13 protein-coding genes are annotated in these 14,063 nt (G+C 54.2%); 3 read left to right on the forward strand and 10 right to left on the reverse strand.

Translation table 11 applies throughout. The annotated features are described in order from the left end of the window. Positions 1–75: 75 nt before the first annotated feature. From RHM59_RS11645 to RHM59_RS11655, 3 genes are all read right to left on the reverse strand, one after another. On the reverse strand, positions 76–2,631 hold the full coding sequence (locus tag RHM59_RS11645; RefSeq protein ID WP_322167800.1) for a helix-turn-helix transcriptional regulator: 2,556 nt from the start codon (positions 2,629–2,631) through the stop codon (positions 76–78). Between the two features lie 161 nt (positions 2,632–2,792). Then, the gene (locus RHM59_RS11650; RefSeq protein ID WP_322286698.1) at positions 2,793–4,160 is read right to left on the reverse strand and encodes a DUF1329 domain-containing protein; all 1,368 of its coding nucleotides are present in this window, start codon (positions 4,158–4,160) and stop codon (positions 2,793–2,795) included. Positions 4,161–4,182: 22 nt separating this feature from the next. Further along, positions 4,183–5,982, reverse strand: a complete 1,800-nt coding sequence (locus RHM59_RS11655) for a DUF1302 domain-containing protein (RefSeq protein WP_322167799.1) — start codon at positions 5,980–5,982, stop codon at positions 4,183–4,185. 768 nt (positions 5,983–6,750) lie between these two features. On the opposite strand from RHM59_RS11655, the gene RHM59_RS11660 reads away from it, so the two are divergent. After that, positions 6,751–7,149, forward strand: a complete 399-nt coding sequence (locus tag RHM59_RS11660; protein WP_322167798.1) for a hypothetical protein — start codon at positions 6,751–6,753, stop codon at positions 7,147–7,149. Positions 7,150–7,222: 73 nt separating this feature from the next. Here the strand turns inward: RHM59_RS11660 and RHM59_RS11665 are convergent, their stop codons facing one another. Further along, a complete protein-coding gene (locus tag RHM59_RS11665) occupies positions 7,223–7,747 on the reverse strand; it encodes a hypothetical protein (protein WP_322167797.1) in 525 nt (174 codons plus the stop codon). A 448-nt stretch (positions 7,748–8,195) separates the two neighbouring features. Here RHM59_RS11665 and RHM59_RS11670 point away from each other — a divergent pair, with 448 nt between their 5' ends. Continuing rightward, complete coding sequence (locus RHM59_RS11670) at positions 8,196–8,594, forward strand: hypothetical protein (protein WP_322167796.1); 399 nt, start codon at positions 8,196–8,198, stop codon at positions 8,592–8,594. A 142-nt stretch (positions 8,595–8,736) separates the two neighbouring features. Here RHM59_RS11670 and RHM59_RS11675 read toward each other — a convergent pair whose 3' ends face one another. The 5 genes from RHM59_RS11675 to RHM59_RS11695 all read right to left on the reverse strand — a co-directional run bounded on the left by RHM59_RS11675 (position 8,737) and on the right by RHM59_RS11695 (position 12,596). Next, positions 8,737–9,261 carry a hypothetical protein gene (locus RHM59_RS11675; protein ID WP_322167795.1) on the reverse strand — a complete coding sequence of 175 codons (525 nt, stop codon included), beginning with the start codon at positions 9,259–9,261 and terminating at the stop codon, positions 8,737–8,739. A 188-nt stretch (positions 9,262–9,449) separates the two neighbouring features. Beyond that, complete coding sequence (locus tag RHM59_RS11680; RefSeq protein ID WP_322286596.1) at positions 9,450–10,361, reverse strand: SDR family oxidoreductase; 912 nt, start codon at positions 10,359–10,361, stop codon at positions 9,450–9,452. A gap of 268 nt (positions 10,362–10,629) precedes the next feature. Continuing rightward, entirely contained in the window at positions 10,630–11,412 is a 783-nt protein-coding gene (locus tag RHM59_RS11685; protein ID WP_322167793.1) for a class II aldolase/adducin family protein, read from the reverse strand. Between the two features lie 121 nt (positions 11,413–11,533). Beyond that, positions 11,534–12,220: an LrgB family protein gene (locus tag RHM59_RS11690; protein ID WP_322167792.1), complete on the reverse strand. Its 687-nt coding sequence runs from the start codon at positions 12,218–12,220 to the stop codon at positions 11,534–11,536. Then, a complete protein-coding gene (locus RHM59_RS11695; protein WP_322286597.1) occupies positions 12,210–12,596 on the reverse strand; it encodes a CidA/LrgA family protein in 387 nt (128 codons plus the stop codon). Before RHM59_RS11695 ends, RHM59_RS11690 begins: the two co-directional genes overlap by 11 nt. 116 nt (positions 12,597–12,712) lie before the next feature. Between RHM59_RS11695 and RHM59_RS11700 the strand changes: the two genes are divergently transcribed. Then, positions 12,713–13,606, forward strand: coding sequence for a LysR family transcriptional regulator (locus RHM59_RS11700; protein ID WP_322167790.1), 894 nt, complete (start codon positions 12,713–12,715; stop codon positions 13,604–13,606). On the opposite strand, the gene RHM59_RS11705 is transcribed toward RHM59_RS11700, so the two are convergent. Then, positions 13,591–14,046 carry a flavodoxin gene (locus RHM59_RS11705; RefSeq protein WP_322167789.1) on the reverse strand — a complete coding sequence of 152 codons (456 nt, stop codon included), beginning with the start codon at positions 14,044–14,046 and terminating at the stop codon, positions 13,591–13,593. The genes RHM59_RS11700 and RHM59_RS11705 overlap by 16 nt on opposite strands. Positions 14,047–14,063 lie beyond the last annotated feature (17 nt).

The following is a 14,063-nucleotide window of genomic DNA, read 5'->3' on the forward strand; positions in this document are numbered from 1 at the left end:
CCGGGGGCACTAATAGCAATAGAGGAAGGATAAAATCCGCGGCACCGCAGGAAAAGTTTCTGACATCCAGATGACTTACGCCATCAATCCCAGCGCTTTGGCCTTGGCCACAGCTTGGGTGCGCCGCTCGACCCCCAGCTTGCTGTGAATCCGTCGCGCGTGAGTTTTCACCGTATGCAGCGAGATAAACAGCTGCTCGGCGATTTGCAGGTTAGAACTGCCTTGGGCAATTAGTTTGAGGACTTCCAGCTCGCGCAGACTCAGCGGGTTGTCGGTTGCAGCTATCAAACGCTCTTCTACCCCAAGCTCTCGCAGCATCATGGGTTGTCGCAGCCCTAACTCGCGCAGGGGCTGTTGCACATTGAACCGCCCAATAAGCAGCAATCCGTCAGTCAGGCATGCGTTAGCAGTACGTGGATCACCCTGCAGAAAAGCCACTTCAGCCATTGCCAAGTACAACTCGGTTTCGAGGCTGTGCATTCCCCGTTGATTGGCTTGGCATTGCAACGCCTGCAGCCGTTGCATGGGCTGTTCGGCCTGATGCAGGTAAACCTCGGCCAATACCAGTAAGTATTCAATCTGTGGGACCAACTCCAGCGTTGCAGGCGGTGCATGTTTTGCCGGCGCGCAATTTAAGTGATGCAGCACTCTGGTCAATGCCACTTGGACCAATCCCGGACGACCCTGCTGGAGCCAGAAATGACTGCTGACTTGCAGTAACACGCCTCGCCAAAAATACTCTGGCACATGGTTTTGTTGCATGACACGCTCAGCATCGCGTAACCAGACAAACGCCCGCGCATAGTCGCTCTGATTAGCCTCCAGTATGGCCAAGCCCAAAAAGCCGAACAGCGCCAGCTTGTCTTTACTGCGTAGGCATTGGTCCAGCCCACTCTGAAACTGCGTTCGCGCCTGCTGATCGAGCCCCTGACGCAAGGCCAGACGCCCCCGACGCAGTGCAATCCTGCCGAGCAGCGGACCCGCGACCGCGTGCTGAGCCAGCAGCAGATCATGGATTTTTTCCAGAGCCTCTTGGCTGCGTTGTAATACGCCACGCTGCTCCAGCAACTGCGCATGATCCAGTTCCAGCATGCCTTCAAACAGCAATGATCCTTCCGCGCGCGCGAGGCACAGCGCCGCACGATTATGTACCAACGCTTCATCGAACTGACCGTTGAGCAACGCTTGTTGAGTCATGCCCGACAGGCAAAGCACCCGGCATGACCACGCCTCAGGCGCGAGATAGGCACACGCGTCCTCGAAGTGCCCGACTGCACGTTTAGCGTCGCCACACAGATGGTGCAACCACCCTTGCTGCGCCTGCCACGCCGCAATGAAGTCACGTTGCAGCACCGCCGACGGCTGTGGCAGGAAACGCCCAAGATGCTCCAGACAGATTGCCGCCTGGTCGAAACGGCCGGTGTATATCAGTGCCGAACCGGTCAGCCTTATCAAATGAGGGGTGCCGCGCATCAGATCAGGGAAACGCTCGTATAAGTCCAACAGCAGCGAGATGTTTTGACCCAGCAGCAAGAAAGAAAAATCATAGTACTGCAGTAAACTGACCGCGACTTCGAACTGCTCGGCGTGAACCGCGTGTTCCACTGCTGACTGCCAATCGCCCTCGGCACTGAACCACTGACACGCCCGTCGATGCCACGAACGGCGCTCGGGCCAATCCTCATCGCGCATGCATTGGGCGAGCGGAGGAAATACCTGCAACCACTCGCTATCGTGCTCCCACGGTTCAATAAAACCGCCGATGTCCTGCAAAGCCTTGAGCCACTTTCCGCCCTCGCCTGCGCCAAACACGTGTTCACATAACCCTGGGTTGAAGCGTGGCAAGTGAGCTAATACCCGCCAGGCTTCCGCCAGTTCAGGGCTAAGCCCAGCGAATAATTCGTGGTTGAGGTATTCAAACAGTGTTCGGGAGCAACGCTGCCTACGGTGCTGCCGTTTGACACTTTCAGCCGTTATCCATTCGTCCGGGTTGAGCAACGCCACCCGAACGCCTACACACCAACCGGCACTTTCGGAGAGAATCGTGGCACCTGCGTCGACTGGCCAGACGACGCTTTCGTTGGCCAATAACTGATCGATTTCGGCGAGACTCAAGGCCAATGCAGGCCCGTCACATTCGCAAAGTTCTCCACTGAGCAGCAGCCGTGGCCAGTTGCAGACGGGACGTCGGCGCCCAGTTATCCACCAAGTAACCGTCGGACTGCTGACCGCCAACAAGCGGTCGAGGCAATGATCCAGTTCAGGTGAAGGCATGCGGCAATAATCATCCAGCACAATCCAACACGGCGTCTGCCAATGCGCCAAGTGATGCACAAGACTGATTTCGTCGCGGTATTCGAGGCCTAGGGCATTGGCGAGAAGTGAACAAAAATCGGCAGGACTTTGTGCGTATCCCGCCAACGGCAGCCAGCTTATATAACAGTCGGGAGGGGCTTGGCGGATGCATTCACCCAGCAGTGCGGTTTTGCCACTGCCCGCCGGGGCGCACAATAATTTCACCCGAGCACCGGACGCCAGTAACGGTACGCTCAATCGTCCACGCGCCATGTGCTGTGGCGACAGACGAGGCCAATAGTCCGTACGACCCAAATGAACGGTAAAGGCAGTCATGGGTGAGTCCCTGTTATTGTTCTGACTTCGCGCGCTCACACTAAGCCGTTCGCTGGCTCTAGATGTAGGAATATTCGGCGCAGTGATAATCTTCCATAAGAAAAGCCACTTACATCGCTGTAAGTGGCTTCTGATGTTGCTGAGATTATTGCGCTAGACGCTTAGCGGATGCCAGCGTTGCGCAGCGCGTTAGGCGTGAAGTCAGCCAGATGAAACTTCTGATCGAACTGGTAGCCGTGCTTCTCTTCGTTCTTCATACCCAGGGCGATGTAACGACCGGCGTTCAGGTCATACAGAGCCTCAAGCGTGTAAGCGGCAGCCTGACGTGCGTAATGGAACTCTGCGTGACCTTCTGCGACACGCCACAGAGCACCGCGACCATCGTAGTGGTCAACCAACGCAACCTGCCAGCTGTCCTCGTCGATGTACATGTGGCGCTTGGCGTAGATATGGCGCTGGCCGGCTTTCAAGGTGCCGATAACTTCCCAAACACGGTGCAACTCATACCGTGTCAGGTCCTGGTTGATGTGCCCGGCTTTGATCACGTCGCTGTATTTGAGCGTCGGCTGATCAAGTTTGTAGCTGTTGTAAGGAATGTACATTTCTTTCTTGCCGATCAACTGCCAGTCGTAGCGATCGGGCGCACCAGAAAACATGTCGAAGTTGTCAGAGGTGCGCAGACCATCAGCAGCGGTACCCGGTCCGTCATAAGCAACCTGCGGCGCACGGCGAACACGACGCTGACCGGCGTTGTAGATCCAGGCCTGACGGGGTTCTTTTACTTGATCGAGGGTTTCGTGCACCAGCAATACGTTACCTGCCAGGCGTGCAGGCTTGGTCACTTCTTGTTTGAAGTACGTAAGAATGTTGGCACTGGCTTCTTTATCGATGTCCGGAATGTCCTCAGGCGCCCCGATGTCCTCTTCAAAGGTCACTGAGTCAAACGCGCCGTTGGTTTGCGGCGTCACCTGAGTAATGGTGCGGTGTACATTGCCGCCGTGATAGCGGGTGATGTGGTTCCAAAGAACTTCGTTGGCGGTTTTCGGGATGGGGAACGCGTAATAACGACTGTCGGCGAAGTTCGCCAGGCCATTACCGTCGTTGATCGTCGTCACCGTGGTAGCGCTTTTCTTCGCCAGGTCGTAGATCTTTTGTGGCAAAGCGAAAGTGCGGTGCGTCGTATAGACCGGAATCCGATACGTGTCGGGATAGCGCTGGAACATCGCCTGCTGACCATCAGACAACTTGTCTTTGTACTGGGCTACGTTGGCCGCGGTGATGATGAACAGCGGCTTCTCATTGGCGAACGGGTCGGACAGAAAGCCGTTGGCGTCGACGGTGCCGGCGTTGACTGGCAGGCCGCCGGTATAGGCGGGGATAGTCCCGGCCGCGTTACCGGCCATTTCTGCACCAACCGGGGTCAGGCTTTTGCCCAGTTTGGCGGCTTCTTCCGCCGACACTGCAGCCAGTACATTGACGGCCATCAGGCTGAGTGCCAGGACGCCACATTGGAGAATGATCTTGCGCATAGTCATGCCCTTTTCAAACTGATCAGAAGTTCACGCCAACGCTCAAGGAAGCGAAGTCACGGTCGATCAAAGTGTTGTAGTCACCACCGAAGAAATTGGTGTAGCTGAGGCTGGCGGTGTAGGTGTTGCGATAATCGGCATCAACCCCGAGGCTGACCGCTTTCGCGCCTTTGTTGAATATACCGTTCGGGCCGTAACCGTTGACGTCATGAGACCAGGACAGGTTGGGCTTGAGGTTAACGCCGGCAAATACGTTGGCGTAGTCAAGAATTGCCCGGGCGCGGTAGCCCCATGAAGTCGTCGTCACAAAGCCTTTGGTATCGCCGCCGAAACCATAAGCGCCATAGACCGAGTCGCGACCGTAACGGAGTCTATCTTGGGACTCAAGACCGCCGACGCGCACAGCCGCTGCTTCGCCGACCACGGTCAGACGTTGAGCGCCTAACACTTGATCGAAAAAGTGCGTCAGCGTCGATTGAACCTGGGTGATTTCCTTACGGCGATAGCCTTGGTTGTCGGCACCCGGTGAGGTGGCAATTGGCGAGGCCCTGCCCCCAGCAATCGGATTCAGCAGGGCCAAGGTCAAGTCGGTGGTGTTGAGTTGTACCGGAGCATTAGGTCGGTAGCTGATCTCGCCACTCCAAGCGGTGCCTTCTGGCAAGGTGGTGGCAAAACTGGCACCGAACAATCGCACGTTTTCCGGGTACTCAAGGTAGTACTGACCGTTGCCGAGCATGGTGCTCTGCGCCAAACCAGCAGCAGCTGCAGCGCTACCCGTGGCTCGACCAGCGGCGGCGGCAATGCCGGGGATCGCTTGAAGTGTTGCCAGGCTAGCCGTTTTGGTACTCAAGACCGGTATGCGGCTGTGCAGGTTTTCGAAGTACAGCCCGTACTCGGTATCGTCACCCAGCCAGCGTAAGGCTCCGCCGAACTGCCCACTGTTACTTGGATCGCGGCTGGTGCCCCGAGGGACTATTACGCCTTCCTGTGTGGTTTGGAAGCCATGGCCGAACGCAGCAGCAATCGGTTGCAACGGCGCAATAGCCGGGCTGCCGACGGTATAGTTGTTGTTACAACCTTCTGCGACAACATCGTTACCGAAGAACGTGCCGCAGTTATCTACGACCGTCTCCTCCCAGCGCACTTGATAGAAACCTTCAACACTGAGCTTGTCGGTTATCCCTTGAGAGGCGAACAACATCGGTACCGGAATCAAGCCCTCTTTAAGCTCGGCGCCAGGACGGCGGAACGCAGACACGTCGATGGGGTTGATTGAGTTGATAGAGTTGCCAATAAACGTGCTTTCACCCCAGCTGACCACCTGATTACCCGCACGAACAGTGCCCGGCAAATCAGCGATGGTGTAGTTGTGGTAGACGAAGGCGTCGAGCAGTTCATAGCCCGAGGACCTGGCGGCCTCCTTACGCCCGTTATTACTGACTTGCTTGAAATCCTGGTTGTTATCTTCGAGCGCGAAGTCATACCAGTACTTACCGCGGATGAACACACCGCTGTCGCCCCACTTCAGTTGCAGGTCGTGTACACCTTTAAAGATCTCCGAGAAGGCATCGCCTTTCTGGAAGTTCAGGCGATTGTCATCGCCGGTCGCCGCCTGACCTTTGCCGCCATTCACCGTGCTGACCAAACCTGGGTCAGCGTTACGCAGCGCGAAACTGGCGCCCAGAGACAGCGAGGAATCGAATTGCCCTTCGATTTCGCCAATGTTGAATGAAACGGCCTGCGCCTGTGCTGTACAGCCCAATGCGACGGCAATCGCCAGCGCCTTTGGCTTGAAGATGGCGCGCATTATTGTTGTTGTCATGCGTCTTCCCCGGTTGATTGCAGAGGAAGATACCCTACCCAGCGCCATCAAGAGCGATAAGCGCACAAAGGAGGTATTTACGCTGTACCTCGAAAGAGTGAATCCCCCATCTGGCCCGGGTTTGAGCGGCATCATCGACGCCATGGATGATCGATGATGACGGGGATGGATTGAACTTCTGCAGGCCGTCCGGCCGCTGTCGGGTGCGCAGCTGAGCGACCCCACGAAAACGTTGGTTGTTGCCTGATGTGCAATAGTCATTGTCGCAAACCGCTCTGTTTCATAAACCGAAATGTCCTTATTCTTGCCGGGCTTCCACAGCAGTTGGCCAGAATCATTAAAAGCCGCCAATTATGCCTTACCGCTCCAACCGATTATTGCACCACGTAGACCGTTGCCACTCGATTGTCTACGCGCTATTTGCTCCCCTGGTTGACCGACGTTGATTTTAGAGCTCCTGGATCCGCGTCTTATTTGGCCGCTGTTAATACAGCGGCTTTTTTTTGCGTGCGATTTTGTCCCCAGCGCATAGCCCAAAGCGCCAAATGCCGACCCGATTCCAAAATATCTCTCGCAGAGTAAAAAGAAGATTCCTACAGCGAATTTACCGAAGGATTACGCTCGGACTTTTCTTACGCAGTTCTCGGGTGCAGGACTACAAACAAGTGTGATTAACCTGTTGATGCCAAGTCGGAATTCAACAAGCGTTGAGCCGAAATAGGACAAGGCGTATGCCTTGACACTTTGATACATCACAGGAGCTTCATCATGAATAAGAAAATAAGTGCACTGGTGCTGGCGTTTGGGTTGGTACAAATGAGCGGTCATGTGGCGGCTGAGCCGATGCAAAGCTGGCTGACGCCGTTGAATAAAATGTGTTTTAGTCATAACGGCAATATTTACCGAGGTGTAGCGGCTCCGGGGGAGTTAAAAATAATTTATGGCCCGTATACGGCTAAATGCGCGAATACTTATCATAAGTTCCGGCTGGGATTGGTGCTTGTGAATGTCCAGCAGTTGAAAAATGGAGTATGGGTGGACCGAGCTACAAAAGACATCAGCCCCGCTGCGCAATATGGGTCGGGAACCTTTCGAGTCGTCATCGACAATACTAAAAATCAAACACCCATACCTTACAGCGGCGGAACATTTTCTGTTCCGCTTTAACACCCGATTGTAAATCATGATAGGTGGGTCGTTGCCGCTTAGGTCACGACCCATGCCAATGATCCGTTTGACCTTATGCATGAATATCAATCAGCGATTTATCACTGTCCATCTGCGCCCGTTCCTGCAACGCTCGCAACACCGAAATAGCAGTCATCAAGCTTGACTGAACATCTTTTACGTCGTCGTACCCTTCTGCTATCTTCTGCTTATAAAATGCAAGGCAGAGATCAAAGTGAGCTATTATATTAGTCGGTCGATCTTTATTTATCTCATTACCTAAACTGTTGTGCTCCGTATTGATAGCGTCTAGAAAACCCAAGCTTGAACCGTCCACTAGCCCTTTATCATACAGCTGCTGACAAAGGACACGCATTTTTAAATTACTTGTACTTCGCGGATCAAACGTCGATAAATCAATATCAAAATCGGCTAGTTTCTCTTCGTTAGAGATACTTTCATCTGCCCAATATTGCCTGATTTTTTGCTCAACATCTTTCTCTAGCGACGGCAAATCCGAAGTCCCTCTAAATTTCCTATCGGGAAAACAAACGTAACTGTCCAGGCGCTTACTTACCAGATCAAAATTACTTATCATAAAAACCTCCACACACGACGTCATTGTTCTCGTCTTATCGGAGACAGCCTAAAAAACTTGAACGAAATCGATCTATAAATGGAAATCAAGAATAGTCCTACATGCCCCATCAATAAACTCCCTACAAAATACCTCGCTAATATGACCGAACCTATCCATCTCCTCGTTGCTTTTGATATAAATCCCTATAGGCTTTTTAACCGTCAACGCTTTAGCCAAAGCGCTAAATACTGACTCTATTCAAGCCATTTCCTGCAGCATAAAAGAAGATTCCCACAGCGAATTTATCGAGTGGCTACGCCCGGACTTTTCTTACGCAATTCTCGGGCACAGGACTACAAACATGTGTAATTAAACTGTTGATGCCAAGTCGGAATTCAACAAGCGTTGAGCCGAAATGGGACAAGGCGTGTGCCTTGACACTTTGATAGACCACAGGAGCTTCATTATGAATAAGAAAATAAGTGTACTGGTGTTGGCGTTTGGGTTGGCGCAAATGAGCGGTCATGTGGCGGCTGAGCCGATGCAGAGCTGGCTGACGCCGTTGGATAAGATATGCTTTGTCAATAACGGCAGGGTCTATCCAGGGGTGGCGGCACCGGGTGAGAAGAAAGTTATCTATGGGCCCTACACGGCGAAATGCGCCACGACTTATCACAAGTTTCGGCTTGGGTTATCGTTTGTGGACGTAGAACAACTGATCGGCGGTGCATGGAGCGTCGTCGAGAGAAGAGCCTTTAATCCAGCCAAACAGTATGGTTCTGGGACGTTTCGAATTGTACTAAATAATGAACGCAGTCAAACATCCACTTCCTATAAAGGTGGGACATTTTCCGTCCCACTTTAACATCCTGACTGAAGTCACAAATATGTGGGCCGCTGCTGGTATGCAGCGGCCCACTGCCAACAGCGTATAGAAGCCCATCAATGGCAATGCTACCAGATCAAAGCAACCTCACCTATTGAATAAGATAATAGCCGCACAAGTGTTAAGCGTGCGTATCAATTAGTGTCTTATCCCGAGTTATCTGCGCGCGATCTTGCAACGCCAGCAAAACCAAAAGAGCAGTACTCAAGCTTCTCTGCACGTTTTTCAGATTGGTATTCCCAGCTGATATTTCCGTCTTGTAAAACTCCAGACTTCTGTTAAAAGACGCAAACAGATCTTTTTTCCTGCCTTTATTTATTTCATTACCCTGACTGTTAAACTCAACGTCAAACCCCCCTAGCCAGCTGGCAGTACCCGCATCAATTATCCCGCGATCACAAAGCTTCCACGCAATAGCGCGCATTTCTATATTACTGGTATTTTCCGGATCAAAATTGGACAGATCATATTCAAACCCAGCCAACCTTTCCTCGTTAGAGATGGATTTATCAGCCCAGTATTGCCCAACCTTCTGCTCGATATCTTTTTCTTCGGGAGGCAAATCCGTTTCGACTCTAAAATTTTTATCGGGCATTACTGTATAGCTTTCCAACCGTGCTTTCACAAGGTCATAGTTATCCATCATAAAAAACCTCCACACTCGACGTCACTGTTCCCGTCTTATCGGAGGCCATTTTAAAAACTTTAACGAAAACCACCTCTACTGCAAAGTTTCAGAACCGTCCTACACACTTGCAAATAAACTTCCTACAACAAAACAACTCAGCCGATCAAATGATCGGCTGAGTTAACAACACAACACGCACTAACACGTCAAACTGAATACTTTTGCAAGTTCGCCATCATCTCTTTCAATGCTTCGATCGTGTCTTTGGGATGTGAAGCGCCTTCAAAGTCTCCGATTCTTTCCCAGTTGGCCGCAACGTCGTCCGGACTGAACCCGTCGCGCGGGTCAAATCCGGCGCCCACACTGCGCTCCCAACGGGTTTTGCCGATCCAGCCGCCGCCTACTTCAAACAGGCCAGAGGTTTCTTCGCACTGTTCGCTTCCGAGGAATACAACTAGTGGGCTGATCAGCTCTGGCTTGAGCATGTCGAACACGGCGGCAGGGATGAGGCCTTCAGTCATGCGTGTGCCACCGGTTGGGGCAATGGCGTTAACCAGGATGTTGTTCTTGCGCCCTTCTAACGCCAAGGTACGGGTCAAGCCATACAGACCAAGTTTGGCCATGCCATAGTTGGATTGGCCAAAGTTGCCGTAGATACCGGAGGTTGAAGCGGTAAAAATAACGCGGCCATAGTTCTGCTCGCGCATGTGCGGCCAGGCAGCGTGGGTTACTTTGTAGGCGCCTTCAACGTGGACGCGATACACCAAGTCCCAATCAGCGTCGTCCATCTTTGCGAAGGTTTTGTCGCGCAGGATGCCCGCGTTGTTAACGACTACGTCGATACGGCCGAACGCGTCCAAGGCGTTCTGGACGATTTTGTCGCCGTCAGTCACGGAGTCGTGGTTGGCGATGGCCGTGCCGCCCGCTTCGCGAATCTCAGCTACCACCCGGTCCGCCGCCGACGCATTCGCGCCTTCGCCATGAGCCGAGCCGCCAAGGTCGTTGACCACTACGCGAGCGCCATGCTTAGCAAACAGCAGGGCATGGGCACGCCCTAAACCGCCGCCCGCGCCCGTGACGATGACAACTTTATCTTCAAAACGCACAGGCTCACTCATGAACAACTCCAGCGGAAGGTAGGCTATGGCATCAGTGTCAATCACCCGACGCCGAGTCACAATCAACACGGTTCGTGCTGAATACTGACTAATAAGGCCAGCAGATGTGTGCGTCTATCTGCCCTAAACCGTTTATTGCCAGACGAATAACGGCGGGAGCGAATTGACTCGCGAATATGGATTATCAGGCACAGAGGATGGTAAATGTGCTGAGACCTTCGCGAATGAATTCGCTCCCACCGGGATTTAAGCGCTGTTCTATGCAGCGCTATTCCTTGTAACTCGGGTCAAGCTTATCGACCTTGCGCAACAACGCCGGCCACGCCAACGCACCGCCCATACCCTGCGCACTTTTAGTGACCCCGGCCATCATCGCTCTGGCACCGGCCAGAATCTGCCCGTGGATGGGAATCAGCTCGGCGCCGCCGTTCTGCGCCAGTACCTGAATGTCGCAGGCACGCTGGAAGGTGAACATCATCAAGAAGGCGTCGGCGATGCTACCGGCACAGGTCAATAACCCGTGGTTATTCAGCATCAGGAAGTTGTTCTCACCCAGGTCGGCTTGCAGGCGCGCTTTCTCCTCATGATTGAGGGCGACGCCTTCATACGGGTGATACGCCAGGCTGGAGAGGATGAAGATTGATTGCTGGCTGATGGGCAAAACACCCTGCTTCTGCGCAGACACTGCAACCCCAGCCGCGGTGTGTGTATGAATGACACACGCTACATCGTGCCGAACTTCGTGGATAGCACTGTGGATGGTGTAACCAGCGGGATTGATCTCGTAAGGACTGTCCATCAATTTGTTACCAGCCTGATCGACTTTGACCAGGCTCGATGCCGTGATCTCGTGAAACATCAGACCGTAAGGGTTGATCAGGAAGTCTTCGGTGCCCGGAACCTTGGCGGAAATGTGGGTGAAGATAAGATCGTCCCAACCGTGCATCGCAACCAGCCGATAGCACGCGGCCAAATCAACCCTGGCCTGCCATTCAGTGGCACTGACTTGATCCTGGACATTTCGGGTGGGCAAAACTTGAGCGACATTCACGGCGTTCACCTCGGCACTATTATTATGTTGGCTTTATGGATGGTGTGCCGATCAGTCTAGTTCAGAGCCGAGGATCCCCGTAGTTGCATTGGCAGCCAGCTTACTGGCCGAGCGAGTCATCTCAGAGTAAAGCGGACAATAACGGTGCCGCAAACAAGTTGAGCAACCCGGTCAGCACCATCACCAAACCGGCCACCGACCCTTCCTCACCGCCGACCTCGTGTGCCCGGCTGACCCCCGCGCCGTGTGCGCCCACACCAAATAAAGCGCCTCGGGCCAACGCGCTGCGCAACGGCAGCCATTTAAGCAGCACGCCACCCAGCAGTGCCCCAAAAATCCCGGTGAACATCACGAATACCGCCGTGAGTTCCGGCACGCCACCCAAGTCATGAGCCAAGGGCATTGCGAACGGTGTGGTGATCGAGCGCGGCACCAACGACAGGGTGATTGAAGTGTCCAGTGACAGCGCCTTGGCCAGCCAGAATGAACTGCCCATCGAGACCGCGCTGCCAGCCACCATCCCCAGTAATAACGCCGACCAATGCCGCATCAACACGTGCCGCTGTTGCCAGATCGGCACGGCGAAAGCCACGGTTACCGGCCCTAATACCAGCATCAGCCAATGGGTGTTGGTCGAATAATCGGCATACGCGGTGTGCAACGGCACTGCTACCGAGAACACTAACGCCGGAGCGAGAATGAGCGGTGACAGCAAGTAACGCCCCGTGCGTTGATAAACCCAGCGGCTGAAGGCATAAGCAGCAATCGTCAGTGCCAGCCAGAACATCGGCATGGGCTCAAGCCTCATGACGCATCCTCCAGCGACACATCGCCTCGACCGTAAAGGCCGTCACCAGCATCACCAATAAGGTGCTGACACCGATTACCAGCATGATGCGCCAGCCTTGGTTGCGCATCAGCGCACCGTAGTCGAGCAAGCTCATCAGTGCGGGGATAAAAAACAACAACATTTCGGCCAGCAGCAACCCCGCGCCCAATTGCAAAGCGGCGGGCTTGATCCAGCCAAAAGCGAACGCCAGTAACAGCATGGCCATGCCAATGACGCCGCCAGGAATGGGCCAATGCCACCACGCCGCCAATTGACAGCCGAACAAATAGATCGCGAGCAGCACGCCCAGCTCAGAAAATAGACGGCCAAGATGCTGCAAGGTTAAGCGTTTCATACGTGTCTGCCCCTCTCTGACAAGGGTATTTTAAGGACGGCGCTGTCATCCCAAAAGCGAATTGTTAGACTAGCATCCATTCCAAACTGGAATTTTAAGAGTGAAAGGTACGCCTCATGGAATTCAAACAGTTGCGCAGTTTTGTGGAAGTGATGCGTCAGGGTGGTTTTACGCAAGCGGCGAAGACACTGCACGTGAGCCAGTCAGCGGTGAGCAAGCAGGTGGCACAACTGGAGCAAAGCCTCGGCGTGCCGCTGCTGGATCGACTGGGGTCGCAAATCCGACTGACCGCCGCTGGAAGCGTGGTCCTGCAACGCGCGGAGGAAATGCTGCTACTGCGAAACGAATTGCTCAGCGAGCTGGACGACCTGAGCCAACTGGTGCGGGGTGAGTTGCGTCTGGGATTGCCGCTGCTGGGAAGCGACGCACTGTTCGCCCGGTTATTTGCGGAATATCGGCGGCGCTACCCCAATATTTCGATTCAACTGCTGGAAGGTGGCAGCCTCAGCATCGAGCAAGCGGTTTTGAACGGCGAGCTGGAACTGGGGGGAAGTTTGACGCCGAGCAATCCGGGGTTTGCTTATCAGCCTTTTTGCAATGAGCCACTGGACGCCCTGCTGGCCGCCGATCACCCATTGGCCGGGGCGGATCAGGTTCAATTGGCGCAACTGGCCGACACGCCCTTTCTGCTTTATCAGCGCAGCTTCATGCTCAATGATCGATTGATACAAGCGTGCCAGCAATCCGGCTTCACCCCAAAAGAAGGCGGTCGCAGTGGTCAGGCGGATTTTCTGGCGGCGCTGGTGGCTGCTGGCCAAGGGGTGGTGTTATTGCCCAGCATCGTGGCTCGCGCATTGGTGCGACCTGGCGTCGTACGTGTCGCGTTGATTGCCCCGGCTTACCTGCGCTGGGACATAGCCTTCATCTGGCGCCAGGGCGCGTACTTATCAAAAGCCGCGCAAGCCTGGCTGTCCTTACTGCGTGAACAGCCGAATCAAGCCTCGAGCTGAGCTATGAACGCTGCCAGCCAAGGTTCTGCATCCGCTTCGGGGTTGACTGTTTCGCTGGCGTCAAGGCGCAGCATGGGCTGTATTTCACGAATACCCAACTCACCGAACAGTTCGCGGACCTGCTCCCCCCCACCACAGTACGTATCGCCATAGCTGGCGTCGCCCAAGGCAATCACGCCGCCAGGCAAACCGCGCCAGGCCGCAGGCAACACGTCGCGAATCTGTGAATACAGCGCCAGAAAGTTATCCGGTAACTCCCCCAGACCAGTGGTCGAAGTCACCACTAAAAAGGCTTCAGGCGCATAAGTCTGCAATTCGGCAAGCGTGGCGCGAGGGTTGTGCCAGACTGGGTGACCAGCACCGCGAAGGATGCTCTCCGCGTGCCGGGCAACCTCTTCAGCTGAGCCATAGACCGATCCGGAAAGGATAACGACTTTCATACACTGATCCTGTAACA

The sequence above is a fragment of the Pseudomonas sp. MH10 genome (assembly GCF_034353045.1).
Classification (GTDB): domain Bacteria; phylum Pseudomonadota; class Gammaproteobacteria; order Pseudomonadales; family Pseudomonadaceae; genus Aquipseudomonas.